Annotated in this window: 25 protein-coding genes; 14 read left to right on the top strand and 11 right to left on the bottom strand. The window is 65.7% G+C overall.

Annotation, left to right across the window (positions count from 1 at the left end; all coding sequences use genetic code 11):
- The 4 genes from rpsR (at nt 1) to NF551_RS16290 (ending at nt 3,305) form a co-directional block, all read left to right on the top strand.
- Entirely contained in the window at nt 1-240 is a 240-nt protein-coding gene (rpsR, locus tag NF551_RS16305; RefSeq protein WP_007269381.1) for a 30S ribosomal protein S18, read from the top strand.
- A gap of 18 nt (nt 241-258) precedes the next feature.
- Nucleotides 259-708: a 50S ribosomal protein L9 gene (rplI, locus tag NF551_RS16300; RefSeq protein WP_055242872.1), complete on the top strand. Its 450-nt coding sequence runs from the start codon at nt 259-261 to the stop codon at nt 706-708.
- A gap of 552 nt (nt 709-1,260) precedes the next feature.
- Nucleotides 1,261-2,643, top strand: a complete 1,383-nt coding sequence (dnaB, locus tag NF551_RS16295; RefSeq protein ID WP_227896386.1) for a replicative DNA helicase — start codon at nt 1,261-1,263, stop codon at nt 2,641-2,643.
- A 41-nt stretch (nt 2,644-2,684) separates the two neighbouring features.
- On the top strand, nt 2,685-3,305 hold the full coding sequence (locus NF551_RS16290; RefSeq protein WP_227896385.1) for a hypothetical protein: 621 nt from the start codon (nt 2,685-2,687) through the stop codon (nt 3,303-3,305).
- Here NF551_RS16290 and NF551_RS16285 read toward each other — a convergent pair.
- A complete protein-coding gene (locus NF551_RS16285) occupies nt 3,302-5,293 on the bottom strand; it encodes an APC family permease (RefSeq protein ID WP_227896384.1) in 1,992 nt (663 codons plus the stop codon). The two genes, NF551_RS16290 and NF551_RS16285, sit on opposite strands and share 4 nt — an antisense overlap.
- A gap of 417 nt (nt 5,294-5,710) precedes the next feature.
- On the opposite strand from NF551_RS16285, the gene NF551_RS16280 reads away from it, so the two are divergent.
- Complete coding sequence (locus tag NF551_RS16280; RefSeq protein WP_227896383.1) at nt 5,711-6,427, top strand: LysM peptidoglycan-binding domain-containing protein; 717 nt, start codon at nt 5,711-5,713, stop codon at nt 6,425-6,427.
- A gap of 71 nt (nt 6,428-6,498) precedes the next feature.
- Here the strand turns inward: NF551_RS16280 and NF551_RS16275 are convergent, their stop codons facing one another.
- Nucleotides 6,499-6,792, bottom strand: coding sequence for a MoaD/ThiS family protein (locus tag NF551_RS16275; protein WP_227896382.1), 294 nt, complete (start codon nt 6,790-6,792; stop codon nt 6,499-6,501).
- A complete protein-coding gene (locus tag NF551_RS16270) occupies nt 6,792-7,889 on the bottom strand; it encodes a WD40/YVTN/BNR-like repeat-containing protein (RefSeq protein WP_231704534.1) in 1,098 nt (365 codons plus the stop codon). The genes NF551_RS16275 and NF551_RS16270 overlap by 1 nt, the downstream gene beginning before the upstream one ends.
- 148 nt (nt 7,890-8,037) lie before the next feature.
- Between NF551_RS16270 and NF551_RS16265 the strand changes: the two genes are divergently transcribed.
- The 5 genes from NF551_RS16265 (at nt 8,038) to NF551_RS16245 (ending at nt 12,660) form a co-directional block, all read left to right on the top strand.
- A complete protein-coding gene (locus tag NF551_RS16265) occupies nt 8,038-8,967 on the top strand; it encodes a DUF4031 domain-containing protein (protein WP_227896381.1) in 930 nt (309 codons plus the stop codon).
- A complete protein-coding gene (locus NF551_RS16260; protein ID WP_227896380.1) occupies nt 8,960-10,213 on the top strand; it encodes an MFS transporter in 1,254 nt (417 codons plus the stop codon). Before NF551_RS16265 ends, NF551_RS16260 begins: the two co-directional genes overlap by 8 nt.
- Nucleotides 10,210-11,568, top strand: coding sequence for an MATE family efflux transporter (locus NF551_RS16255; protein WP_227896379.1), 1,359 nt, complete (start codon nt 10,210-10,212; stop codon nt 11,566-11,568). The genes NF551_RS16260 and NF551_RS16255 overlap by 4 nt, the downstream gene beginning before the upstream one ends.
- Nucleotides 11,569-11,620: 52 nt before the next feature.
- Complete coding sequence (locus NF551_RS16250; RefSeq protein ID WP_227896378.1) at nt 11,621-12,211, top strand: DUF308 domain-containing protein; 591 nt, start codon at nt 11,621-11,623, stop codon at nt 12,209-12,211.
- A 62-nt stretch (nt 12,212-12,273) separates the two neighbouring features.
- Entirely contained in the window at nt 12,274-12,660 is a 387-nt protein-coding gene (locus NF551_RS16245; RefSeq protein ID WP_227896377.1) for a hypothetical protein, read from the top strand.
- Here NF551_RS16245 and NF551_RS16240 read toward each other — a convergent pair.
- Complete coding sequence (locus NF551_RS16240; protein WP_227896376.1) at nt 12,657-13,088, bottom strand: hypothetical protein; 432 nt, start codon at nt 13,086-13,088, stop codon at nt 12,657-12,659. The two genes, NF551_RS16245 and NF551_RS16240, sit on opposite strands and share 4 nt — an antisense overlap.
- A gap of 182 nt (nt 13,089-13,270) precedes the next feature.
- Nucleotides 13,271-13,846 (bottom strand): CGNR zinc finger domain-containing protein, encoded by a 576-nt coding sequence (locus tag NF551_RS16235; RefSeq protein WP_227896446.1) that lies wholly within the window; start codon nt 13,844-13,846, stop codon nt 13,271-13,273.
- Between the two features lie 102 nt (nt 13,847-13,948).
- Here NF551_RS16235 and NF551_RS16230 point away from each other — a divergent pair, with 102 nt between their 5' ends.
- Nucleotides 13,949-14,965, top strand: coding sequence for an EamA family transporter (locus tag NF551_RS16230; RefSeq protein ID WP_227896375.1), 1,017 nt, complete (start codon nt 13,949-13,951; stop codon nt 14,963-14,965).
- Between the two features lie 155 nt (nt 14,966-15,120).
- The gene (locus NF551_RS16225; protein ID WP_227896374.1) at nt 15,121-16,047 is read left to right on the top strand and encodes a cytochrome b/b6 domain-containing protein; all 927 of its coding nucleotides are present in this window, start codon (nt 15,121-15,123) and stop codon (nt 16,045-16,047) included.
- 33 nt (nt 16,048-16,080) lie between these two features.
- On the opposite strand, the gene NF551_RS16220 is transcribed toward NF551_RS16225, so the two are convergent.
- Nucleotides 16,081-17,631, bottom strand: coding sequence for a long-chain-fatty-acid--CoA ligase (locus NF551_RS16220; protein WP_227896373.1), 1,551 nt, complete (start codon nt 17,629-17,631; stop codon nt 16,081-16,083).
- A 143-nt stretch (nt 17,632-17,774) separates the two neighbouring features.
- On the opposite strand from NF551_RS16220, the gene NF551_RS16215 reads away from it, so the two are divergent.
- Entirely contained in the window at nt 17,775-18,458 is a 684-nt protein-coding gene (locus NF551_RS16215; protein ID WP_341482275.1) for a ScbR family autoregulator-binding transcription factor, read from the top strand.
- Between the two features lie 213 nt (nt 18,459-18,671).
- Here the strand turns inward: NF551_RS16215 and NF551_RS16210 are convergent, their stop codons facing one another.
- Nucleotides 18,672-19,553 carry a manganese catalase gene (locus NF551_RS16210; RefSeq protein ID WP_227896372.1) on the bottom strand — a complete coding sequence of 294 codons (882 nt, stop codon included), beginning with the start codon at nt 19,551-19,553 and terminating at the stop codon, nt 18,672-18,674.
- Nucleotides 19,554-19,713: 160 nt separating this feature from the next.
- Here NF551_RS16210 and NF551_RS16205 point away from each other — a divergent pair, with 160 nt between their 5' ends.
- Entirely contained in the window at nt 19,714-20,778 is a 1,065-nt protein-coding gene (locus NF551_RS16205) for a glycosyltransferase family 2 protein (protein WP_227896371.1), read from the top strand.
- Here the strand turns inward: NF551_RS16205 and NF551_RS16200 are convergent.
- The 4 genes from NF551_RS16200 to NF551_RS16185 are packed head-to-tail and all read right to left on the bottom strand — an operon-like array spanning nt 20,750 to nt 24,754.
- On the bottom strand, nt 20,750-21,598 hold the full coding sequence (locus tag NF551_RS16200) for a glycosyltransferase family 2 protein (protein WP_227896370.1): 849 nt from the start codon (nt 21,596-21,598) through the stop codon (nt 20,750-20,752). The genes NF551_RS16205 and NF551_RS16200 overlap by 29 nt on opposite strands.
- Complete coding sequence (locus NF551_RS16195; protein ID WP_227896369.1) at nt 21,595-22,629, bottom strand: glycosyltransferase; 1,035 nt, start codon at nt 22,627-22,629, stop codon at nt 21,595-21,597. Before NF551_RS16195 ends, NF551_RS16200 begins: the two co-directional genes overlap by 4 nt.
- Nucleotides 22,626-23,693 carry a glycosyltransferase gene (locus NF551_RS16190; RefSeq protein WP_227896368.1) on the bottom strand — a complete coding sequence of 356 codons (1,068 nt, stop codon included), beginning with the start codon at nt 23,691-23,693 and terminating at the stop codon, nt 22,626-22,628. Before NF551_RS16190 ends, NF551_RS16195 begins: the two co-directional genes overlap by 4 nt.
- A complete protein-coding gene (locus NF551_RS16185; RefSeq protein WP_252604971.1) occupies nt 23,690-24,754 on the bottom strand; it encodes a glycosyltransferase family protein in 1,065 nt (354 codons plus the stop codon). The genes NF551_RS16190 and NF551_RS16185 overlap by 4 nt, the downstream gene beginning before the upstream one ends.
- Nucleotides 24,755-24,799: the final 45 nt, after the last annotated feature.

Here is a 24,799-nt window from a genome sequence, read left to right as displayed (position 1 = left end):
ATGGCTAAGGCTGAACTTCGCAAGCCCAAACCAAAGTCCAATCCCTTGAAGGCCGCTGACATCACTGTCATCGACTACAAGGACGTAGCATTGCTGCGCAAGTTCATTTCCGACCGCGGAAAGATCCGCGCTCGTCGCGTAACTGGCGTATCCGTGCAGGAACAGCGCAAGATCGCACAGGCAATCAAGAACGCCCGTGAAGTTGCACTCCTGCCTTACTCCGGCGCTGGCCGCGGCTAAAGGAAAGGAACCTAACTCATGGCAAAGCTCATTCTGACCCACGAAGTAACCGGTCTCGGTGCTGCAGGTGACGTCGTCGAGGTAAAGGATGGTTACGCACGTAACTACCTGGTGCCCCGCGGTTTCGCCCTGACCTGGACCAAGGGCGGCGAAAAGCAGGTTGAGTCCATCAAGGCTGCCCGCGCCGCGCGCGAGCACGCTTCGCTGGAAGATGCCCAGAAGCAGGCCGCTGCTCTCTCCGCCAAGCCGGTCAAGCTGACCGTCAAGGCCGGCGAGTCCGGACGCCTCTTCGGTACGGTCAAGCCCGCTGACGTTGCCGCTGCTGTTGAGGCCGCCGGCCTCGGCAGCATCGACAAGCGCAAGGTTGAACTGCCGACGCACATCAAGTCGGTTGGTTCCTTCCAGGCCAACGTCCGCCTGCACGACGACGTCGCAGCCGTCATCGACCTCGAGGTCGTTGCCAGCTAGTACGTTGCGCACAGCGTGATGAAAAACGCCCTCCGCCTGTGGCGGGGGGCGTTTTTGCGTGCTTGGGGAATGCTTCGCAGGCTTCCTTTCCTAAGTAGCGCCAGTAATTCCACAAGTATGTGGATATCGACTGTGGATAAAGGGCCCCATATGCCCGTTTCCTGCCGGTGTCAACCTGAAGGTTGAGGGTGAATGTTGACCAAAAAAGGTGGTCATACACAGGTGTGGACGAACATAACGCCTAGTCACAGCCTTGTTTTGGGCAAAACTATTTTGTTATCCACAGCCTTATACCCATCCTGTGCACAAGACACGCCCAGTTATGCACACGGTATCCACACGGCCTGTGGACAACTCGTTTGTTGAGGCAGCCATACGGGGCTACGGTTGCGGTGGACTCCCTCATTGGTGCACCCGGAAATGGTTGCGGCGAGGGCGGTGCCGCGCGCGAGGTGCTGTCAGTGCCGCCTGCTAGGACTGAGTCAGTCCTGCCAACACGGGCGCCCGCCGGACGGGTCCATGGATCTAACGTTTTTGGAAAGGGTGGCCATAGTGTCGCTTGCACAGGCGGATGCCGCTGAATCGACCCGCAACTCCGATTTTGGCCGCACTCCGCCGCAGGACCTGGTAGCCGAGCAGTCTGTCCTCGGCGGCATGATGCTCTCCAAGGACGCGATCGCCGACTGCGTCGAGGTGCTGCGGGGGGTGGACTTCTACCGCCCCGCCCATGAGTCCATCTACGAGGCCATCATCGACCTCTACGGCCGCGGCGAACCAGCGGATGCGGTGACAATCTCGGATGAGCTGACCAAACGCGGTGAAATCGGCCGGATTGGCGGTCCCGCTTATCTGCACACGCTGATCCAGTCCGTGCCGACCGCCGCAAATGCCGGTTTCTACGCGGAGATCGTCCGGGAACGCGCAGTCCTGCGCCGGCTGGTGGACGCGGGAACCAAGATCGTCCAGCTGGGCTACTCCAGCGACGGCATGGAGGTTGACGACATCGTCAACGCGGCGCAGGCCGAGGTCTATGCCGTGGCAGAACGCCGGACAGCCGAAGACTATGTTCCGCTGAAGGACATCATCGAAGGCACCGTCGATGAGATCGAGTCCGCCGGCCACCGCGGCGAAGGCATGATCGGCGTCCCCACCGGGTTCTACGAGCTCGATGAACTCACCCAGGGCCTGCACGGCGGCCAGATGATCGTTATCGCGGCCCGACCGGCCGTGGGTAAGTCGACCTTCGCACTCGACTTTGCCCGCTCCGCGGCGATCAAGAACAACATGACCACCGTGTTCTTCTCCCTGGAAATGGGCCGCAATGAGATCGCCATGCGCCTGCTCTCTGCCGAGGCAACAATCGGCCTGCAGGACCTGCGCAAGGGCACCATCAAGGATGAGCAGTGGGGCAAGATTGCCACCACCATGGGCCGGATGAACGACGCCCCGCTGTTCATTGATGACAGCCCGAACATGTCCCTGATGGAGATCCGGGCAAAATGCCGCCGGCTGAAGCAGCGGCACGACCTCAAACTGGTGGTCCTGGACTACCTGCAGCTGATGTCGTCCGGCAAGAAGGTGGAGTCCCGCCAGCAGGAAGTCTCCGAGTTCTCGCGTGCCCTCAAGCTGCTCGCCAAGGAGCTCGACGTCCCCGTGATCGCGCTGTCCCAGCTGAACCGTGGTTCCGAACAGCGCACCGACAAGAAGCCGATGGTCTCCGACCTCCGTGAATCGGGATCGATCGAGCAGGACGCCGACATGGTGATCCTGCTGCACCGTGAAGACATTTACGACAAGGAATCCCCGCGCGCCGGTGAAGCAGACGTGATCGTGGCCAAGCACCGTAACGGTCCGACCAAGACGATCGTCGTGGGCTTCCAGGGCCACTATTCACGCTTCTCCAACATGGCCGTCGAAGGCGGCTCCGGCTTCTAGCCGGACCGCGCGTCCAGCCGAAGCCCCACAGGAGCAATACCGTGCCAAAGTCCAAACCCCGCAAGAAGGCCGCCGCCAAAAAGAGCCAGGCGCGCCGGAGCCAGCATGAATCGAACCGGATTTTCGGTGACGCCGAGTCCTTCGTGAGCGACGAAGGTGACGCCCTGCTGACCGCCCGCGGCTGGATCAGTGAGCGTAACCAGCCCGGAGGACTGGACCAGGGTGACTGCTGGTACTGGATGCCCTCGCAGCTCCCGGCATACCTGGAGGAAGGCGAGCCGGTCCCGACGTCGGTGTATCCGGTCAGCTCGGGATTCGTCAGCCAGCTCGCCACCCCGGACGGCTCGGTGCCTCCCGGGGCGGAGACAAGGTACGCGTCCCTGGACGAGCTGGAAGCGGACCTGGGCCGGCTTGAGTCCTACCGCGTACCCAAGCAGGCGTGGACCGTTCTTGGGGGAGGCCCCGGCCCGGAGGAGACCCCCGGCGAGCTGATTGACAGCATCGCCGAAGAATGGGAACTCATCGCAGAGCTGATCCACTTCCCTTACAGCGAGGAGGGCGATGGGTCCTTCGACGCCGTCGTCCAGGCAGCGCAGGATGGGCGCCTTACCGAATACGCCTACCAGTCTGTCCTCGCGGGGCGCGGGCTGCCGCGGGCCTAGAGACGGGGCTCTCCGCCGCCTGCAGCAGGGTTGGCAGCGGCATCCCGGCTGGAGGCCAGCTGCCACGGGACGCTGGCAACCATGATGCCGGGCTCAAAGTGCAGGCGCGCCTTGATTCGCAGGGCAGTCTGGTTGTGGACAAGCTGCTCCCACCAGCGGCCGACGACGTACTCAGGGATGTAGACGACGAAGAGTTCGCGCGGCGAACTGCGGCGTGCCTCACGCAGGTAGGCCAGGACCGGGGACACAGTTTCACGGTACGGAGATGAGAGTACCGTCAGCGGCACGGGGATCCTCAGCCGCTCCCAGTCATCGATCACCTTTTGCGTTTCCTCCGGATCCAGGTCCACGATGATCGCGTTCAGGCTGGAGGGCCGGGAGGCCCGGGCGTACGCGAGGGCCCGCAGCACGGGTTTGTGCACCTTGGATACCAGGATCACGGCGTTGACCCGGCTGGGCAGGGCCAGGAGTTCGGGGTCTTCCTCCACACGAAGTTCCTCGGCAACGGACTGGTAGTGAGTGCGGATGCCGTTCATGACCACGTACAGGAAAGCCATTGCCAGCAGCGCAATCCAGGCACCGTGTTCGAACTTCGTGACGATCACGATGACCAGGACCAGCGCCGTCATGCCGAACCCGCAGGCGTTGATGACGCGTGAGCGCTTCATCCGCGCCCGTACTTCCTTTGTCCGCTCCGTGCGCAGCTTGGCGGTCCAGTGCCTGATCATTCCCAGCTGGCTGGCGGTGAAGGAGACAAATACCCCGACGATGTAGAGCTGGATCATCCGCGTCACGTCCGCGTTGAACACCAGGACCAGCAGCAGGGCCGCCAGCCCAAGGACGATGATGCCGTTGCTGAAGGCCAGGCGGTCGCCGCGGGTGCGCATCTGCCGCGGGAGGTACCCGTCCTTCGCGAGGACGGAGGCGAGGATGGGGAAGCCGTTGAAGGCCGTGTTGGAGGCAAAGACGAGGATCAGCCCGGTGGCGCCAATCACTATGTAGAACAGGAGGGACCCGTCACCAAAAACCGTTTCTGCCAGCTGGCTGATCACCGGGTGCTGGATGTACCCCTGCACCGGCTCCCCGTTCAGCAGGAGCTGGGTGGCCGGGTCCTGCACGAAGTGGACCTTGGCCAGGCTGGCCAGGGCCAGGATTCCAGCCAGCATGAGCGCTGCCAGACCGCCCAGCAGGAGCAGCGTGGTGGCGGCGTTGGTGCTTTTGGGCTTGCGGAAGGTGGGAACGCCGTTGCTGATCGCTTCGACGCCGGTCAGTGCGGCGGCTCCGGAGGAGAAGGCGCGCAGGAGCAGGAAGGCGCCGGCCAATCCCGTCAGTCCGGCGTCCATGCCGGCTTCCGGAAGGAGTTCGAATTCGGCAGACGGGGCCTGGGCCAGCGACCCGGTGGCGGATTGGATGAGACCCACGGCGCACATTCCCAGCACGGAGGCCAGGAAGAGGTAGGTGGGTAACGCGAAGACCTTTCCGGCTTCCCGGATTCCGCGCAGGTTCACCAGCATGAGGATGAGTACCCCCGCTGCGGCCAGCAGGCCCTGCCGGCCGTGCAGCACAGGAACAGCCGTTACCAGGTACTGCGCGGCTGAGGACATGGAAACGGCAACGGTCAGCACGTAGTCCACCAGGAGTGCGGATCCCACGGTGAGACCGGCCCGCCGCCCGAGGTTCTCGCTGGCGATCTCATAATCGCCGCCGCCGGAGGGGTACGCATGGACGTTCTGCCGGTAGGAGGCCACTACGGTGAGCAGCACGATGATGACGGCCAGGCCCACCCACGGGGACAATGTCACCGCGGCGACCCCCGCCAGCGCGAGGGTCAGGAGGATTTCATCGGGCGCGTAGGCCGCGGACGAGAGTGCGTCCGACGCATAGACCGGCAATGCCACCCGCTTGCGCAGGAGAGTGTGCGAGAGCTGTTCATTGCCGTACGGACGCCCCACCAGAATGCGCTTCAGCGCATTGAAGAATGTGAGCACGAGGTCAAACCATAGACCGCTTGGAGATCCAAGTCCAGACGCCCGGAGAGCCGGTCTGGGAGCCCACGTGGCGAAGTACACATTAGGCCCCTCGATCCGCATGAACACGCGGGAGTGAAGCATGGTTACGGTTCTGTTTGCAAGGTCTCGGTTTGATATCGATTCGAGTCTTTCCTAGCTTGGATATAGCCCGAATGACGGGCGGACCGCCGGGTCCTCAAGAGCTGATTTGATCCGGCTGGCGGACATCGTTCTGATGTTGACGCCCCGAACCATGCACGGTATCCCGCGCCACCTCTATGTCGCCGCGGCGGGAATACCTGAAACCAGACCTCTAACAGTCGAGGGTCGGCGACGTCGTAATGAAGTCCGGGGACGGATGGAGCGCAGGTGGGCCCTGAGGAGCAGACACAGCTAATGAAGAACTCGAAGATCACCCGTTACGTTCGTCGTGGACTTGCCGCCGCCGTTATCACTGGTGCCAGCGCTGCCGGCCTTACCGGAATGGCCGCTCCGGCCAACGCTGCATCGATGGACTGGGACGCCCTGGCACAGTGCGAGAGCGGTGGAAACTGGAGCATCAACACCGGTAACGGCTTCTCCGGTGGCCTGCAGTTCCTGCCCAGCACCTGGGCAGCCTTCGGTGGCACCGGCAACCCGGCCGACGCCAGCCGTGAGGAGCAGATTGCCGTAGCCGAGCGCGTTCTGGCAGCACAGGGCCCCGGCGCGTGGCCTGCCTGCACCGCGAAGCTGGGCATGACTGGTGCTACCGCGAACCCCCAGGCTGCTCAGGCCGCTCCGGTTGAGCAGGCTCCCGTCGCCGAGCCCGAGGTCCAGACCTACTCCGTTCCGGTCGAGACCTACACCGAGCCCGCTCCGGCTCCGGCTCCGGCAGAGGCTCCCGCTCCGGTAGAGGCTCCCGTCGCCGCCCCGGTCCCGGCCCCTGCGGCTGAGGTTCCGGCTCCGGCACTGAGCGGCGAAACCTACACCGTGCAGGCTGGTGACACCCTGTCCGGCATCGCCGAGAAGCTCGGTATCGAAGGTGGCTGGCCGGCACTCTACGCAGCCAACGCCGATACCATCATCCATCCTGACCTGATCCTGACCGGACAGGTTATCCAGCTGCCTGCCTAATAGAGCAGCTCTGGAAGGGCAGGACACCTGCGGGTGTCCTGCCCTTCTGCCGTTAAGTGCCCAGCTGCGGATCAGCCGCCCGCGATGGACTGAAGGACCAGCACTTCAGAGCCCGGGGCCACGGGACTGTGCAGCCGGTCAAGCGAGCGGATGTCCTCGCCGTTGACGTATATATTCACGAACTTCCGGACCAATCCGGTTTCGTCGCGGATCCGCCGTCCCAGAACGGGAAAGCGGTCTCCAAGTCCGTCAAGCAGCGTCCCGACAGTCAGCCCGTCGCCGGCGGGCACACTCAGTTCGGACTTGCCTCCGGCGCTCGGAGCGAGCACGGCAGGAAGCAGGACCCGGATCTCCCCTGATGGCATCAGCCAGCCATTCCCGTGGGTGCTGCGCGGACGCACAGCACGTCCGGCAGATTGGTGGCCACCAGGGTGAAGGTCTCTCCTTCATCGGAGCTGGCGTACACGTCTCCTGCCCTGGTGCCGAAATACACTCCGACCGGTTCCGCACTGTCCAGCCCGGCGGCGTCGCGAAGAATGGCGTTGTATTCCGCCGCAGGCAGCCCTGAGTCCAGCCGGGTCCAGGACGTGCCGGCGTCAGTACTGCGGTAGACCGCCAGCTGTCCCTGCGGCGGTATGCGTTCACCGTCGGCCACCAGCGGGACGGTCCAGATGGTCCCTCCCCGCCGCGGATGGGCCAGCATGACAAATCCGAAGTCAGCCGGCAACCCGTCGGCGATGGATACCCAGGTGTCCCCGGAGTCATCGGACCGGTACACGCCGTGGTGGTTCTGCGCATAGAGCCGTGAGGGGTCCTCGGCATCCCGCGCTATCTTATGTACGCACTGGCCGAACTCCGGATCCGGGTCGGGAAGGAAATACGCAGAGATTCCCTGGTTGCGGGCCTGCCAGCTTCCACCGGAGTCATTCGAGCGGTACACCCCGCCCGAACTGATCGCCACGTGCACTGTGTCATCTGCCGGACTGGGCAGCACAGTGTGGGCTGCGGCTCCGCCGTAACCCTCGCCCCAGTCCGGCCGATGCGGGTGGTCCCACAACGGACGGTTGAGTTCAAAGCTGTTGCCGCCGTCGGTGGATTTCCATACAGAGATGGGTTCGCAGCCCGCCCACACGACGCCCGGCCGCGACTCTGAATCGGGCTGAAGCTGCCAGATGCGTCCCAGCGACTCGCCGGTCCCTTCGGGAAACGTGATGGCGCCCGCCTCGGGCTCTGACCACGTTTCACCCAGGTCATCGGAGATCACCACCGTGGGACCCCAGTGCGGCGACAACAGGCCCGCCAGGATGCGCGGAGGTGAAGTGCGCGTGTCGATTCCCACACTGGCCACCTCTTGCATTAGAAAGTGCGGGCCGCTGAGCGCCCACGTGTTCCGGTCTGCGCTCCGGGCAAGCCACAGCCCCTTGCGGGTGCCGATGGCCACCGTGTCTTGGCTTGGGCTCATGGCTGATATTGGACCATCCAGCCGGCGGCCGGACAAGGGGATGCCAAATGCGGATTATCTGACGCGGGAACCTTCCCAGATGGAAAATACGCACGCTGTGGACTAAGCATGGAGGAATGGTCCCTGTTATCCACCTGAGTGAACCGGCTTGATCTACATCGATCCGCCGCTCTGGCCTGCTCACAACACGTGCTTTTCCCACCTGGTCTCAGACACCTCGCTGGAAGAGCTGCACGAGTTTGCCGCAGCGGCCCGTATCCCGCGCCGTGCCTTTGACCAGGACCACTACGACGTTCCGGAGCACCGCTACGACGAGTTGGTCCGAGCCGGAGCGCGGGCGGTCGACGGGCGGACACTGGTCCGTGCGCTGATCGCCGGAGGGCTCCGCATCCCCGCACGGGAACGGGCCGCCTCCCTGGTACATCCGCTGCGCCGGCGCTGGGACTCGCTGGTTCCCGGAGCCGAAGAGGTGGGTGCGGAGCTGCTCAACCGGTGGGGAGAGCCGCACCGCCGCTACCACGACCGCCGGCACCTGCTCCAGGTCCTCGAAGCACTGCACACCCTGGGGGCAACCGACCGTCCGGTGCTGCTGGCGGCCTGGTTCCACGACGCTGTGTACGACGGCGTTCCCGGAAGGGACGAGGAGTCCTCGGCCGTACTGGCCGAGACGCTGCTGCCCGAAGCGGGCATCAGCGCTGGCGAGGTGGAGGAAGCAGCCCGACTCGTCCGGCTCACAGCCGGCCACGATCCGGAACCGGACGATCGGCACGGGGCGCTTCTTTGTGACGCGGACCTGTCCGTGCTGGGACAAACCGCCGAAGCGTATGACCGCTATGCCGCCGACATCCGGCGGGAATACGGACACGTCGAGGAGGATGCATTCCGTGCCGGTCGCCGCACCGTGCTCCAGGCGCTCCTCGGAAATGGCACCGTGTTCCGTACCGGCCGTGCCGAGGCACTCTGGGGAGAGGCAGCGCGATCCAACCTGGCGCGCGAACTGGCCGTCCTGGCTCCCGCCGCCGCAGGCCTGTCCGTACCGGAGAGCAGCACCGAGGGCGGAAGTGCCTCGCGTGGCTAATCCGTCAGGCTTCACCGGACATCCGAAGGGCAGTGCTGGTTACCGCGGCGTCCTGGTCGGCCTGGCTGCCGCTGGACTGGCCACTTTCGCCCAGCTCTACTCCGTTCAGGGGCTGCTGCCGCAATTGTCCGAGGACTTTGGGATCAGCGCAGCCACCGCGGCCCTGAGCGTCTCGGCGGCAACCTTGGGTTTGGCTGCCGCCGTCATCCCCTGGTCCGCTGCCGCAGACCGATTCGGACGGCTGCCCGTCATGCGGACCGCGATCATTGCCGCTGTGGTCCTGGGACTGTTGGTACCTCTCGCCACAGACTTCTCCGTCCTGCTGCTGCTGCGCTTTGTCGAGGGCGCGGCGCTCGGCGGAATCCCCGCCGTCGCGCTGGCTTACCTCAGTGAGGAAGTCAGCCCGGTTCACGCCGCCGTCGCCGCGGGGACGTATGTGTCCGGAACGACCATCGGCGGTCTCGCAGGCCGCATCGTGGCAGCTCCGGTGAGTGAATATTCCAACTGGCGTATCGGTGTTGCGGCGGTGAGCCTGCTGGCAGCGGTCTCCGCCGTTGTTTTTATGCTCTCTGCGCCCCGGCAACGCGGCTGGAGCCCGAGCCCCAAGCAGAAAGGCGGCCCCGGACTCGCGGCCCGCCTTGGGGTAAACCTGCGATCACGCCGGCAACTGGTGCTCTACGCGCAGGCGTTCCTTTTAATGGGCGGCTTCGTGGCTGTGTACAACTATCTCGGTTTCCGGCTGGGCCTTCCGCCGTTCAACCTCCCGCAGGCCCTGGCCAGCTCCCTGTTCCTGGCGTACTTGGCCGGGACGTGGTCCTCACGGGCAGCAGGGAAGGCTGCGGGAATGCTGGCCGGCGGGCGCCGAAACGTCCTCCTTGCCAGTACGGCGGTCATGGCAGCGGGCCTGGCGGTCACGTTGTTCGAGTCCCTGGCTGCCGTCATCACGGGGCTCATTATTTTTACCGCCGGCTTCTTCGGAGCGCACGCCATTGCCTCCGGCTGGGTACCGGTGCTCGCTTCCGAAGGAAAAGCCCAGGCCTCATCGCTGTACAACCTGGCGTATTACGGCGGCTCCAGCCTGATCGGATGGGCCGGCGGACTGTTCTTCCAATCAGCGGGCTGGCCCGCCCTGGCTGGGTTCGTAGGGCTCCTGATGCTCCTCGCAGCCGTCCTGGCAGCGACCCTCCCCGGCAAGCGGGAGCACGAACTGCGGCCTAAGCCGGCCAGCCGTAGGCTGGAAACGTGACAACGCGGACCCCGGCAACCACCAGCGGACTCGGCCGGCGAATCCTGGCCCTGGCGCTTCCGGCGCTTGGCGCACTGATCGCGGAGCCGCTGTTCCTGCTGACCGATGCGGCGATCGTCGGGCACCTGGGAGTGAACCAGCTCGCCGGTGTTGGCCTGGCCTCCACGGTGCTGCAGACCGCCGTCGGCCTGATGGTTTTCCTTGCCTATTCGACCACCGGTACGGTGGCCCGGTACCTCGGCGGAAACCGGCAGCGTGAAGCTGTAGCCGCAGGCCGTGACGGAATTGCGCTGGCGGTCATCCTTGGCGCAGTGCTTTCGCTGGCCGGGATCCTCCTTGCTCCCTGGCTGGCCGGAGCTATGGGCGCTGACGGCGAGGTGCACCGCTATGCGGTGGAGTACCTCCGCTGGTCCATGCCGGGACTGACGGCGATGCTGGTGGTGCTGGCAGCTACCGGGGTGCTGCGCGGACTGCAGGACACCAGGACTCCCCTGGTCGTAGCGGTTGCGGGCTTCAGCGTGAATATCGCACTGAACTTCCTGCTGGTGTACGGGCTCGATCTTTCCGTCGCGGGCGCTGCGATGGGCACGAGCATCAGCCAGTGCGGAATGGCCGCGGTCTATCTGGTGATGGTGGGACGCATGGCGAAACGGGAATCCGTGCCGCTGTGGCCGTCCCGTGCCGGAATCGCTGCGAGCATGCACGTCGGCTCCTGGCTGATGCTGCGCACGCTCAGCCTGCGGATCGCTGTCCTGGCGGCCGTCCTGGTCGCCACGGCGCAGGGGCCGGTGTCCCTGGCAGCCCACCAGCTGGTTATGACTTTCTTCACGTTCCTGGCCTTCGCGCTGGATGCGCTGGCCATTGCGGCCCAGGCAATGATCGGCAAGGAGCTTGGTGCCGGGAACCGAGAGCTGACCCGTGCCCTGACCCGCAAAATGTCGGTGTGGGGGATCGGGTTTGGCGTACTCACCGGGCTGCTTCTCGCGGTGTCCGCCCCGTTCGTGGGCTGGATCTTCACCCCGGATACCGGCGTGCAGCAGGCACTTACCGCAGGGCTGTGGGTCTTGGCTGCGGCCCAGCCCATCTGCGGGCTGGTGTTCGTCCTGGACGGCGTCCTCATTGGTGCGGGTGACGCGAAGTACCTGGCACTCACGGGCGTGGTAAACCTGCTCGCCTATCTGCCCCTGCTGTGGTGGGTCCACTCGTCCGGCCTGGAGGGCGGCTCCGGCATTGCGTGGCTGTGGGCTGCTTTCGGACTTGGCTATATGGCCGCGCGGGCGGTGACCCTCACCCTGCGCGCCCGGGGCGAAGCCTGGATGGTTACCGGTGCGGCACCGGCCAGGACAAAGGACTAAGCTAATGATCGGCCGGACCGGCCGACCACCAACCTGAAAGCGGAGGCTTACCGTGGGCGCACCCCACTCCAAGGCACCTTGGGGCCCGATCCTTCTCCGTTCCGCCATTGCTGCTGTGTACGGCGGGATCACGATCTTCTGGCAGGACCCCACTTTGGCTGTCTTGGCCGCCGCAGGTGCCGCCTACCTCCTGCTGACCGGTGTCAGCCTCTGGCGCATGTCTTCCCTGGCCCGCTCCTGCGACATCGCGCGGGTCCCGGGGGCTCTGCTGGTGTCAGCTGTCGTCTACGCGGCGGCAGGCATCGTGGTGGCCGCAGTGCAGTCCACCACTGTGTTCGCCTACGTGGCCGGTGCTGCCCTGCTGATGGGCGGCCTCATTGAACTCGTGTTCTGGTTCCGCGTCCGCAAGACGTTCACACCGGCCCGTGACTGGCTCATTACCGGTGCCGCAGCGGTCGGTGCCGCCGTGCTGATGCCGCTCTTCCTGGCATTGGCTGAGGGCACCCACGTCCGGGCACTCCTGGGCGTCAGCGGCGGTTCCGCCGTGATCATTGCCGTGGTCCTGGCGATTTCGGGTCTGGGGCTGCGTCATGACGCAAGCCTGACGCCGGAATCAACGGAACACTCACAGGCCGTAAACTAGGACTATCCGCGGCTTCTACTTGGGGTAGAAGACCGCCAGTCGACAACGCAGGAGGACAAATAGTGGCCAAGAGCCAGCCCGGTGGGACCCAGAAACGGAATTCCGTGAAGGCCCCGCTGGTTTTCTCCGCAGTCCTGGCCGTGATCGCCGGTATCACCACCATGATCTTTGCCACCGGCGGCGCCACCAAGGAGCTTCGGGTGGACCTCGGCCTGACGGCCGCCGGGATCGCCTTCATCGCCTCTTTGCTGATTTCCTCCCTTCTGCTGATGACGGAAAAGCCGAACCCGGAACACCTGAGTGAAGGCTCCGGTGTCCACCGTGCCTCGGCAAAGATTCCGGGCGGTGCCGGAAGTGTTGGTGCCCCGGAAAAGAAGAACCCGGCCGGCGAAACGCCGGGGGATCCTGACGCCGCCGATGTTCCCGGGAAACCGGGCACCGACGCTTAGTCCGGCTTAGGTCCGGAGCCCTGGCGCTTCTTCCGTTTGCGGCGCGATGGACGTCCGGTTTGCCGGCGTCCGCCTTTTCCTGCAGGAGCGACGGCGGGCTGCACAGCCGGCGGGGTGTCTCCCAGCAGCTGATCCAGGCCGGTTTCTTCGGCTGCATCGAGGGACGTCACGGCCGGAGCTTCCCTGGCATCTGCCGGCCCGGCGCTGCGGCGGTGCAATACCAGTGCTGCCACGGCTGCGGCAACGGCAACAGTGCTGGCCAGCATTGCGAAGGCATTCAGGTACAGCCACAAAAACATCAGCATCGGCGGCACTGAGGCGGGCATTTGCAGCAGCCCCAGCGCAGACAGGACCCAAAAAAGGACACTCGCTCCGATCAGGATCCAGGCGGTACGGGGAGGAACGGCAGACCGCAGTTTGTGCTCCATGAGGCGCTCCTGGAGGCAGGTGTGAACAGGCGCCGTACTGCTCGACCCGACAAGTCTAGGACGCCGCCGGTGCCGGATCATAGGCAGGCTGGTGCTTTCGGCGGCTGCCTTCCGCTTGCGGTGCCGGCCGCCGCGACCTGCACCGCCGCTAACCGGACCGTCAGAGTGGCGGGCGAAGCTTGCTACGGCAACCCGTAGGGCTGCTGGTTTTCCAGCAGGTTCGACGCCAGCCGACGCCGGTAGGCGCGCACATTTTCGCGGTTGCCGCAGTTGCCCGTCCCGCAGTAGCGGCGGGACCGGTTGCGGGACAGGTCGATCAGGACGCCGCTGCAGTCCGGTGCGGCGCAGATCCGGAGGCGTTCCAGTTCACCGGCCCGGACGACGTCGGCAAGTGCCATGGCGGCCTCCGTCGCCATCCGGTCAGCCAGGTCCGCATCGGGGGGCGTGCAGTGCAGGTGCCAGCCCCAGCCGTCGTGCCGGACCAGCTGGGGAAGTGCCTGGGAGCTGGCCAGCAGGCGGTTGATCCCCTGGGCAAGCGTTTCCTCGCTGCTGTCCCACAACTGCAGCAGGTCGGTGCGCAGCCGTTGCACCGCCTGCCGTTCGGCTGCGGTATGCGTCCGCGATCCCGAGAAACGCTCCTGTTCCAGGAACAGGGTGAGGCCGGGGTCGTCGGCCAGCGGATCGGGGTCGAGGAAGGCGGTGTTCACCAGTGCGGCGGCGCTCGCCAGCGCTACCTCTGTGTCATAAGCGAAAACCATCTTGACTCCTGACATTGCCCGCCTTAGTGTCACAAGCATAGGCCCTTTTAGCTCGTGACATGATCCATGGGGGAGCGGGCCTGCCACCTCGAAAGGTCCACCATGGCTCAGTCCACATCCGGTCCGGGAGCAATGCCACCGGCTGCCGCTGCCGGAGCTTCCGGCATCCTCATCGCCCTCCTTTCTTCCGCGGTTTTCGGTCTTTCGGGCTCCTTTGCGAAATCCCTGATGGAAGCGGGGTGGACCCCGGCCACGGCCGTCGCTTTCCGGATGGGCGGGGCCGCCGCCGTGCTTCTGGTTCCGGCCCTGATTGCCCTCCACGGCCGCTGGTACCAGGTCAGGCAGAACTGGAAGACCATCGTCCTGTTCGGCCTGGTGGGCGTCGCCGGCTGCCAGTTCTTCTATTTCAATGCCGTCGAACGGCTCTCAGTGGGCGTGGCGCTGCTGCTGGAGTTCCTTGCACCGGTGCTGATCGTGCTGTGGATGTGGTTCCGAACCCGCCGCCGTCCCGGGACGGCGACGATGCTGGGAGCGGCGGCCGCCGTCGTCGGCCTGGTCCTGGTACTGGACCTGGCCGGAGATGTTCGGGTCGACCCCATTGGGGTCATCTGGGGGCTGGCAGCTGCCGTGTGCCTGGCGATGTACTTTTTCATCACGGCGAAGCAGAACGAGACCCTTCCGCCGCTGGTGCTCACTGCCGGCGGCCTGCTGGTCGGGGCGGCGTCCATGGTGCTCCTGGGACTCACAGGGGTGCTGCCCACCGGATTCACCACCCAGGACGTGGAACTGGCCGGTTGGGTGACCCGCTGGTGGGTCCCGCTGGCCGGTCTGGTGCTGCTCTCCACCGTGCTCGCCTACGTCACGGGGATCATCGCCGCCCGCGCCCTCGGGCCCAGGGTTGCTTCCTTCGTGTCGCTGACAGAAGTGCTCTTTGCCGTGCTGTGGGCCTGGCTCCTGCTGTCCGAACTGCCGGGAGCTGTCCAGATGGTCGGAGGAGCTTTGATCGTGACGGGCCTGATCCTGGTCAGGACTGACAAGCACACGGATGTTCCGGCGCTTGGCGGCGAGGCAGTTCCCCTGGAAGCACCACCTCAAACGGGTGGAAGCCGGCGCCTGTAGGGCACCATTTCGGGTAGGCTCGCCCGGCAGGACAAAACAGAAAAAGCGGCACGACAATACGGGGGAACCGTGAAGATTTACCTATCCACTCCGGTGGGCACGGCGCTGTGCCCCGGAGCAGGATCACGTGGCCGGACTGGCGCGGCGGGTGCCGCATGAGCCGCACCGCTGCCACGGCGGCCCGTTCCCGCTGGCTCAAGCTGGCCTGGATGATCCCCGCGGCCCTGCTGCTGCTGGCAGCCGTGGTGCTCGCTGCACGCTGGCTGAGGGAAACGCCCGGAGCCCAGGATTTCCTGGCGGCCTATCCGGGCCACTCGGCGCTGCCCGATGGTGCGCCCGTTGGAATCCCGGCCTGGGTGGGCTGGCAGCACTTCCTAAACTCCCTGCTGCTCCTGCTGATCATACGGTCCGGATGGATGATCCGGACGCGGCAGCGGTCCATCGGATCCTGGACCAGGAACAACAAAGGCCTGATCCGCACGAAGAACCAGCCCAAGCGCATGAGCCTTGACCTGTGGTTCCACCTCAGCCTTGACGTCCTCTGGGTGCTGAACGGCCTGGTTTTCTATGTCCTGCTGTTCGCGACCGGACAGTGGATGCGCCTGGTCCCCACCAGCTGGGACATCTTCCCGAATGCAGCGTCAACAGCCCTGCAGTACGCCTCGCTGGACTGGCCGACCGAGAGCGGCTGGGTCAGCTACAACGCCCTCCAGCTGCTCTCCTACTTCTCCATTGTCTTCATCGCCGCGCCGCTGGCCATCCTCACTGGCCTGCGGATGTCGCCGTCGTGGCCCGCCAAGGCACCGCGGCTGAACCGGGCTTTCCCGATCCAAGCGGCCCGGGCGCTGCACTTCCCCGTCATGATCTACTTCGTGCTCTTCATCATCGTGCACGTCACGCTGGTGCTGGCGACGGGCGCCCTGAGGAACCTGAACCATATGTACGCGGCGTCCGACGGCACCGGATGGACCGGCTTCTGGTTCTTCGCTGCTTCAGTGGTCATCATGGTGGCGGCCTGGGTTGCGGCACGGCCGATCTTCCTGCGGCCGGTGGCCGCGCTTACCGGCAAAGTCGGCCGGTAAGCGCGGATCCATTCCCGTTCCGGACGGTCCGGCCTAGGTTTCGAGGCTTTCCGCCGGCATCGTTGAGCCGGCTGGTTCCACGCGGATTTCACGCTTGAGGATTTTGCCGGTGGGACCCTTCGGGAGTTCATCGGTGAACACCACCCGCCGCGGATACTTATAAGCGGCCAGCCGGTCCTTGGCGAAGGCCTGGATCTCGTCGGCCAGGGCCTGGCGGGCTTCATCGGTGGCCGGCACGGCTTCCGCCTTGAGGCCGATCACCGCTGCCACCTCTTCACCGTTGAGCTCGTCCGGCATGCCGACGACGGCAGCTTCCGCCACCGCCGGGTGTTCGTAGAGGACTTCTTCCACCTCGCGCGGGTACACGTTGTAGCCGCCCCGCAGGATCATGTCCTTTTTGCGGTCCACGATGTAGATGTTTCCGTCGTCGTCGAACCGGCCGAGGTCCCCGGTGCGGAACCAGTCGTCCGGAATCGCTTCCGCGGTGGCTTCGGGATTGTTCCAATACCCCTTCATGACGCCGAGGCCGCGCACGGCAATTTCCCCGATCCCGCCGATGGGTACGTCGTGGCCTTCGCCGTCGAGCACCCGTACCTCCATGCCGTAGACCGGTTTGCCGATCGAGCCGGGCCTCCGGTTGTCCCCCGGCAGGTTGAAGGAAACGATCGGTGAGGTCTCTGAGAGGCCGTACCCCTCCAGCAGATCCGTGCCGAATACTTCCTCGAACTCCCGCAGGACTTCCAGCGGCATGGCTGATCCGCCGGTGATGGCTCCGCGGACTGAGGACTTGTCCGTGGTGGCAACGTTCGGGTGCCGCAGCATGCCGATATACATGGCCGGTACACCCTGGAAGATGGTGACCTTGTCCCGTTCGATGATCTCCAGTGCGGCACCGGCGTCGAACCGGGGCAGCAGGCTGATGCTGGCTCCGGTCATTACCCCGGCATTCAGGGCTGACGTCTGGCCGAAGACGTGGAAGAAGGGCAGCCCGCCGAAGATTACATCGTTTTCTCCCGTGTCCAGGAGATTGGAGGCCACTTCCGCGTTGCTCAGGAGGTTGTCATGGCTCAGCGCTGCCCCTTTCGGCCGTCCGGTGGTTCCGGAGGTGTAGAGGATGACGGCGGTGTCACTGCCGTCGACGTCGGCTACTGCCTCATCCGATTCCGAGTCGGCCAGCAGCTGCCGGAAACTGCCGGTGTTGACTGGAATGACGTCCACTCCGCCGGCTTCTTCGGCTCCGGCATTGGCCTCAGGCAGCATCAGTTCGAAGGCGAAGAGCAGCCCCGCGCCCGAGTCCCGGAGAGTGTAGGCGACCTCCCGTCCCTTGAGCAGGGGATTCATGGGGACGACGACGGCACCGTAGCGCAGGACGCCGTAGTAGACCGAAGCCATCGGAGGAATGTTGGGCATCATCAGCGCCACCCTGTCCCCGCGCTGCACGCCGCGGGCCCGCAGGAGCCCGGCGACCTTGGAACTCATGGCGTTCAGCATGGAGTAGCTGATCACCGTGTCGTTGATCTTCAGGGCCGTGTGGTCCGGAAGCCGGGCGGCGGTGTCGGGAAGAATGCCGGCGAGGTTGGGCATGGACGATCTCCTTTGATCGGGCGCAATGCGGCCACAGTGCCCCGAGGCTACCAACCGGCGCCGGTCTCCGGAATGGAAGATCACGGAATTCCTGTTCCCAGCCTTCGTTCTGCCGTAACCCTTTTCGATATCTATCACTTTGCATCTACCTTGGAACCTGGGGGGAAGTCCATAGCGAAGGAACCGCCATCAGAGATCTGCAGGACAGGGCCAAGGCCACGCGCGATGCCATTCTCGCGGGGGCAGCATCGGTTTTTGAGGAGTACGGCTACGGCCGCGCCTCCTTGAGCCAGGTGGCCGACCGGGCCAAAGTCACCAAAGGTGCCCTCTACTTCCATTTCCCGTCCAAGGAAGACCTTGCCAGGGCGGTCATAACCGAACAGCATTCATTCGTCTCCGCGCAAAATGAAGAGTTGCTCAAGCAGGGATTTCCGCCGCTGGAATCGATGATCCTGATGTGCCGGCGTTTCGCAGCGAACCTCCTCACCGAGCCCATGGTCCGTGCTGGATCGCGCCTGACGCTGGAGGCATCCTCCTTTGACGAGGACGTCCGCCAGCCCTACGAGGACTGGATTGCCCTCATGGGCCGGCTGGCCCGCGAGGCCCAGCAGCGCGGAGAGCTTCGCGGCGACCTGGATCCGGACTCCCTTGCGCGGTTCGTCGTATCCTCCCTCACCGGGGTGCACATCGTCTCGGCCGTTCTCACGGAACGGGCTGACCTCTCGCGCCGGGTGGACGAGATGTGGGCCATGGTCCTGCCCGGTGTCCTCTCCGATGATGCGCGGGACACTTCCGGTGAGCTGATCCGAAAAACCACCGGCGGATAAAACCGGTCATCCGCCTTGTTTTAAACCGTTCCACCCCTTAAGCTCTGGGCTGTGGGGGGTACTGTGAGGAAGCCGGTAGTCCGCATCCTGCAACGCTGACGTTGCTGCGCTGATGCGCTGCAAAATCACGGCAGGATCGTCTGCCGGCTTTTGCAGTAGGGGAGGGCGGGTGCCGGCTTCGGCCGGCACCCGCCCTTTATCTCTTTCAGGTGCCTACTCGCGGCGCAGCTTGTCCTGGACGGCACCGGCAACCTTTTCCACCGTGTTCGGCAGTTCCGTGGTGCCGTAGAACCGCGAATCCGGGTGGGTGGGCGGCGGCATCGGTGCCGAGGTGGTGGGACCGTCGTGGTAGGTGAACTCTCCCTTGCCGTCCGGCGTCGGCCCGGAAGCCCAGGAGCCCTCTGCTGCGGCAGCCCCGTCGGAGAAGTTCAGGTACTGGTAGGAGACCGAGCGCTCTTCCTTGTTGATCGGGAAGTTGCTTGGCACCGGCAGTGACTCCGCGCCCTCCTCCTGCAGTTCGCGCGCAGCGGCGAGCCACTGGTTCTGGTGCATGGTGTCCCTTGCCAGCAGGAAGGAAAGCAAGTCACGGACACCGGAGTCATCGGTCATATGGTAGAGCCGGGCGACCTGGACGCGTCCCTGCATTTCAGCGTTGGCGTTCGCCGTGAAATCGGCGAGCAGGTTGCCGCTGGCGGTTACGTAGCTGCCCTGCCAGGGGTTGCCGTTGCTGTCCACAGGCCGTGCTCCGGCACCCGCAACGATTGCCTGCTGCATGTCGGTGCCGCCGATGACGGCGGCGATGGCCGGATCGGACTGCACGGCATCATCGGTGATTCCCAGCGGGGCCTTTTCCAGGAGCTGGGCGATCATGGTGGCGAGCATCTCGACGTGGCCGAACTCTTCCGCGCCGATGCCAAAGAGCAGGTCCCGGTACTTTCCCGGAATGTGGGTGTTCCACGCCTGGAAGCTGTACTGCAGGGCCACTGTGATCTCACCGTACTGCCCGCCCAGCACTTCCTGCAGCTTCCTGGCATAGACGGCGTCGGGGTTGTCCGGGGTTGCTTTGAACTGCAGTTCCTGTTTGTGAAAAAACACGGTTCCACTCTCCAAACACTGGGGGAAGATCCACCGCCATTGGCGCTCCGGCCGCTCGGTTCGGACCGGCAGCGACGGACCCATGCCCAAGAACCTAACCAGTTTGAGCCGGGATGTGAAGTGCTAAGCAGGCTTATTTATTCATGTTTATAATCCCTGCATGACTGAGCAGCTGGGTCTGGAACGGAGCGCAGAAACTCCGTCAGCGACATACATCCTGCCGCTGAAACGTGGCCGTGCCGGAGGACTTGGCGACCTGCCCGGGTATCTTCAGCGGGTGCTGTCCTGGTCCGCCGTGCTGGTAGTTGACGGGTCGCCGCCGGAGGTGTTCGCAGAACATTCGCGGCTCCTTCCCGCCGGCGTTGTGCACCTGCGCCCGGAATACGCCTGCCTGAACGGCAAGGTTTCCGGAGTGCTGACCGGAATTCGGCACGCCCGCACCAAGACTCTGGTGATTGCCGACGACGACGTGCGGTACACCGCGGATTCCTTCCGCCGGGTCGCGGACCTCCTGCAGTCCGCAGACGTGGTGCGGCCGCAAAACTACTTCTCCGACCTGCCCTGGCACGCCCGCTGGGATACCGCGCGAAGCCTGCTGAACCGGGCGCTGGGCGCAGACTATCCTGGAACGCTGGGGGTGCGGCGTTCGGCGCTGCTGGCCACGCACGGCTACGACGGCGACGTCCTGTTCGAGAATCTGGAGCTGATCCGGACCGTCCGCTCCGCGGGGGGCCGGGAAGTCGTGGCGCGGTCGCTGTTCATTCCCCGCAAACCCTGCGCGGCCGGGCACTTCCTTCGGCAGCGGGTCCGCCAGGCTTACGACGACTTCGCCCAGCCCGCACGCCTGGCCCTGGAGCTATCCCTGCTGCCGGGAGTGCTGCTCGGACGCCGGCGCTGGCCGTTGCTGCCGCTGGCCGCGGCAGCCACGGCTGCCGGAATTGCCGAGGCGGGCAGGAGGCGTGCCGGCGGCACCCGGGTGTTCCCGCCGTCGTCCGCCCTCTGGGCTCCGGCCTGGCTGCTGGAGAGGTCGGTGAGCATCTGGGCGGCGCTGGTCTTCCGGCTCGCCGGAGGTATCCCCTATGCAGGGGCACGGATTACGACGGCGGCACACAGCAGGCGTGTCCTGCGGCGACGGTTTGCCGGCCGGCAGGCTGTCCGGTCCGGCCGTACTGGCGCTGGGGACCCCGCTGCCCCGGTCAGGCTGGGTGCGGCGCCGGCTGCGTGAGCGTGCAGGGAACCTCGTCCGTCCCACCCCGCATCAGGCCCAGCTTGCGGAATCCCTCCAGCCAGCCACCCATGGGCCAGGTGCCCCAGCGGTCATGGAAGAGGTTTGCGTTTCGCAAAATGTCGGCCAGATGCTGCACGGGGGGATCCTGGGTTGGATGCCACTGGTGATAGGCCCGCGCCGCCCCGATCCAGGCCAGCCCGATGCCTCGGCGCTGTGCCACCCGGGCAAAGTCGGTGTCTTCTCCGCCGTAGCCGGTGTAGTCCTCGCAGAATCCGCCGATCCGGTGCCAATCAGCGGCTGTGAGCGCAAAAGAGAGCGACCAGAACAAGTCCGGGTTCTCGTCGGGAACGATCTCCCCGGGACCTGGTGCCGGCCGGGCCGGATGGGGCGCGTCCAGAGTGCCAAGCACGTCCAGGTCGTAGCCGGCCTGCCCCGGCGGATCCAGGTAGGTCACCGGTCCGCAGAGCAGCCGGCCGGCTGCGGCTTCGTCCCTCGCAGCCGATGCGTAGCCTGCAAGAAGTTCCGGGGCGGGCAGGCAGTCCACGTCCAAAAAGACCAGGAGCCCGGCGCCCCGGTCCAAAGCCGCCCGGGCTCCTGCGTTCCGGGCAGCTGCGAGCGGAAGGGCAGAGCCGGAAGCGGGGACCTCGATGACCGTTCCCGAGAGCAGCGGATCGGGGAAGCGGCCGGGAATCTCCGGGTCCGCCATCGCCACAACGATGTAGTCGTCTGGGAGCCGGGTGGACCTGAGCAGTGCCTGCTGCTGGGCAGCCAGGTGGGCATGCCGTCCGTGGGCCAGGGTGATGACGCTGGTTTTCACGTGCGGGTCCCTGCCGGCAGGGTCACATGGTCCGCCTCCATGCCTTCCGCGACGGCGGAGATGATGGCAGCAGCCCGTGCTGCGCCGCGTCCGTCATTCCACAGGAACCAGTTCCGGCCATCCAAGGCAGCGGCTTCTGCGAGCACTTTTGCCCAGTCCTGCCGGGCGAAGGCAGAGGTCACGATGGCCGGAATTCCCGCCATTGAGCCAAGGACCCGCGCGGTGGTGAATTGTTCCTCGTGCGGCCGTTCCTGCGGAACAATCACGGCAGGAATGCCTGCGGCCGCCACATCGGCGACGGCGCCCTGGCCGGCGTGCGTTACCACCAGGGAAGCGGCGCGAAGCCGGGGCAGGGGATCGGCGGTCCGGTTGCCGGGGTTGGTTCCTACCGCGTCCCATTCCACGCCGGGTGTCTGCGCCCGCGCGGACTGGATGTCGGCGTCGCTCATTCCTCCGCCGCCGGCGCCGCCGAGCACAACCACACGGGTGACCGGTCCGGGCGGACGGCCCTCCGTCACGGGGTGGCCGGAAATCGCGCCGACCGGTGTTACCCGGGCAGCCAGTTCGGGATCCCCGGTGTACAGCATGCCCGTGGCCTGGCGCGGCCAGGCGGCGATCAGGGCGTCGGAGACACCGAAGCCGAGCGTATGCGCGGGGTCTTCGCGGACTCCGGGCAGTGCAACGGAGACAACGGGCACGCCGTGCAGGCGGGCGAGCACGGCCACTTCCACGGAGACGTCCGCAACCAGCACGGACGGCTCTGCACGGCGGATCCAGGCAGAGAGCTGGCCCATGCGCTCCCGAAGGCCGGCGTCGTGGACCGGGACCCAGTGCAGCTGGCCGTTCGCATCAACCGCCTGCGGGCCGGGACTGAGGTCATCGCGCTCCAGCCGGATCCAGGGTCCGTCCCAGTCCGCGGGGCACGGCAGCGAGGACAGTCCGGTGACACTCCCGGGTGGAAGTTCGGCAGCGATTGCCTGCGCCCTGCGCAGGTGGCCCATGCCCTGGTGGTGGATGTAATACCCGATCATGCGGCCACCGTTTGGCTCCCCGCGGCCAGGAGCAGGGACTCGTATTCATCCACCATCCGGTCGTGGGAGCAGAACGCCTCGGCCCGGCGGCGGGCAGCCCCGCGGTCCAGTCCGGCTGCCTCGCGGAGGCCGGAAGCCAGGGCGTCGACGTCGTCCGGCGGGGCCAGGCGCCCGCAGTCCTCCGTCAGGATCTCCGGGAGTGCTCCGCGTTCGAAAGCGGCAACCGGCGTGCCGGCGGCCAGCGCTTCTGCGGCCACCAATCCGTAGGGCTCATCCCAGCGCGGTGTCACCAGTGCTGCGCAGGCGTTCCGGACGGCGCGGCGGAGCTGGACGTGGTCGAGGTGGCCCAGATACCGGATGCTGCCGTCCAGGTGCGGCTCTATCTCGGATTCAAAGTAGGCGCGGTCGAAGACCGGTCCGGCGAGATCCAGCGGCATCCCCGCCAGTTTCGCGGCGCGTATGGCAAGGGCCGTGCCCTTTTCGGGAACGATGCGTCCAAACCAGATCGGCGCTCCGCCGCCTGGCCCCTGCTCCCACTTGCGGGTATCCACGCCATTGAGGATGGCCGTGGATTCGACCAGCGGCGCCCACGCGTTGCGGGTGTGGTTGCTGACAGCGATGAAACGGGTCAGGTCACCGCGCACCCGGATGGCCGACTCGATCCAGCCCACGGGAGGGGTGTGCAGGATAGTCACCAGCGGAACGTGCAGCATCCGTGACATCGCAACGGGCAGGTGATGGATGCTCGTGTTCAGGACGGCGTCGTACCTGTGGTGTCCGTGCTCGGCGAGGTCGAGCATGAGCGAGAGGTAGGCGTGGTGCTCTGCCATCCACTGTTCCGGCAGTGCTCCGACGTCGTTCCGGGCGGCTGCACTCATTTCGAACGCGGGCACCTCAAGGAACTCCACCTGCAGGTCCGGGTCAGATCCGGCGGCCGCAAAGAGCGTGATGTCGTGCCCCCGGGAGCGCAGCGCCGAGACCAGCGCATGGGTGTGTGCCTCGAGACCGCCGGCAAACGGTTCACTGATCGGAAAGCGGGACGGCCCGACGATGCACAGTCTCACTGCAGCACCCCGATGCGGTCCAGCAGTGACGCGTACAGCTCTGCGTGGGCCCGCGCGATTGTGTCCCGCTGCCGGGCGCGGTCAGCTGCGGTAAGCGGGTTCGGAGGCCCGGCGCCGCGGGCTGCCAGGACGGCGGCCTTCAGAGACGCAGCGTCCAGCCCGGCCTCATTGTGGGAATAGCTGAAGACCGGCCCCTGGTCCGCGTAGAAACCGCAGTCCGGAGCGGCAACGGCTGTGCCCAGGTCCCGGCAGGCTTCAAGCCAGCCGGAGTGCGTGCCGAAGCGGTACGGCAGTACTGACAGGTCCAGGCCGGCGAGATATTCCCACAGCTCGTCGTCGGGCAGGAAGTCGTGGATCTTCACCTCCAGCTCGCCGGATCCCGAATGGTCCCGCAGGAACTGCGCCAGCTCGGCGTTGTACCGGGCGCCGTCGGGCTGCAGCACATCGCAGTGCCCGTTGACCTGCACCACCATGGAGCCGTCCTCGCGTGCGGCTTCCAGCAGGGCACGGATGACCGGCAGCGGTTCCATACTCGCCCGCAGGCTCTTAACGTGTACACCTACCCGGAAAGGCCCGTTGGCTTTGTGGGGACGGGCAAAACCGGCCATGGTCTCAAGTTCGACGACGTGCGGATGCGGGAGAACCCGGGCCAACCGGCCCCAGCGGCGTTCGATTTCCGCGGCTGCGCCCGCGGTGAGGGTGATGAGCTCGTCAGCGGCAGGGATCAGGACATCAAGGTGGGCATCATGGGCTGCGGGCGACTCGTGGTGGGGATTGCGCAGGTCATGCACCGTGTACACCAGCGGCTTGCCGTGGCGCTTCAGGGCGCTGACCGCTTCCTGGAGGTCCCGCGGATCCTGGGCGTCGAACCCAAAGTGGATGTGGAAAACGTCGAACGATGAGGCATTTTCCTCGATCCAGCCGGCATGGAGCATCACCGGCGGCCACCACTTCTCCGTGGCTGCGCGGTCCGGAGAGTCGGGGTCCGGGTCCGGGAGGCGGACGACGGCGGGAAGTTCCCCGGCCGCACCGGGAAGCGGAGCCAGGTGGCGGATATACACGTGACCGGAAGGAACACTGGCGACCCGGATGGATTCTCGCGCCCT

Origin of the sequence: Arthrobacter caoxuetaonis (assembly GCF_023921125.1) — a bacterium.
Classification (GTDB): domain Bacteria; phylum Actinomycetota; class Actinomycetes; order Actinomycetales; family Micrococcaceae; genus Arthrobacter_B; species Arthrobacter_B caoxuetaonis.
The sequence above is the reverse complement of the archived record's forward strand: the minus strand, read 5'-3'. Positions and strand labels throughout refer to the sequence as shown.

What these genes read in the sequence shown, in the direction of transcription:
- rpsR (WP_007269381.1), top strand. Translation starts at nt 1, where the DNA reads ATGGCTAAGGCTGAACTTCGCAAGCCCAAACCAAAGTCCAATCCCTTG.
- rplI (WP_055242872.1), top strand. Translation starts at nt 259, where the DNA reads ATGGCAAAGCTCATTCTGACCCACGAAGTAACCGGTCTCGGTGCTGCA.
- NF551_RS16280 (WP_227896383.1), top strand. Translation starts at nt 5,711, where the DNA reads ATGAAGAACTCGAAGATCACCCGTTACGTTCGTCGTGGACTTGCCGCC.
- NF551_RS16275 (WP_227896382.1), bottom strand. Translation starts at nt 6,792, where the DNA reads ATGCCATCAGGGGAGATCCGGGTCCTGCTTCCTGCCGTGCTCGCTCCG.
- NF551_RS16270 (WP_231704534.1), bottom strand. Translation starts at nt 7,889, where the DNA reads ATGAGCCCAAGCCAAGACACGGTGGCCATCGGCACCCGCAAGGGGCTG.
- NF551_RS16240 (WP_227896376.1), bottom strand. Translation starts at nt 13,088, where the DNA reads ATGGAGCACAAACTGCGGTCTGCCGTTCCTCCCCGTACCGCCTGGATC.
- NF551_RS16235 (WP_227896446.1), bottom strand. Translation starts at nt 13,846, where the DNA reads ATGGTTTTCGCTTATGACACAGAGGTAGCGCTGGCGAGCGCCGCCGCA.
- NF551_RS16230 (WP_227896375.1), top strand. Translation starts at nt 13,949, where the DNA reads ATGGCTCAGTCCACATCCGGTCCGGGAGCAATGCCACCGGCTGCCGCT.
- NF551_RS16225 (WP_227896374.1), top strand. Translation starts at nt 15,121, where the DNA reads ATGAGCCGCACCGCTGCCACGGCGGCCCGTTCCCGCTGGCTCAAGCTG.
- NF551_RS16220 (WP_227896373.1), bottom strand. Translation starts at nt 17,631, where the DNA reads ATGCCCAACCTCGCCGGCATTCTTCCCGACACCGCCGCCCGGCTTCCG.
- NF551_RS16205 (WP_227896371.1), top strand. Translation starts at nt 19,714, where the DNA reads ATGACTGAGCAGCTGGGTCTGGAACGGAGCGCAGAAACTCCGTCAGCG.
- NF551_RS16195 (WP_227896369.1), bottom strand. Translation starts at nt 22,629, where the DNA reads ATGATCGGGTATTACATCCACCACCAGGGCATGGGCCACCTGCGCAGG.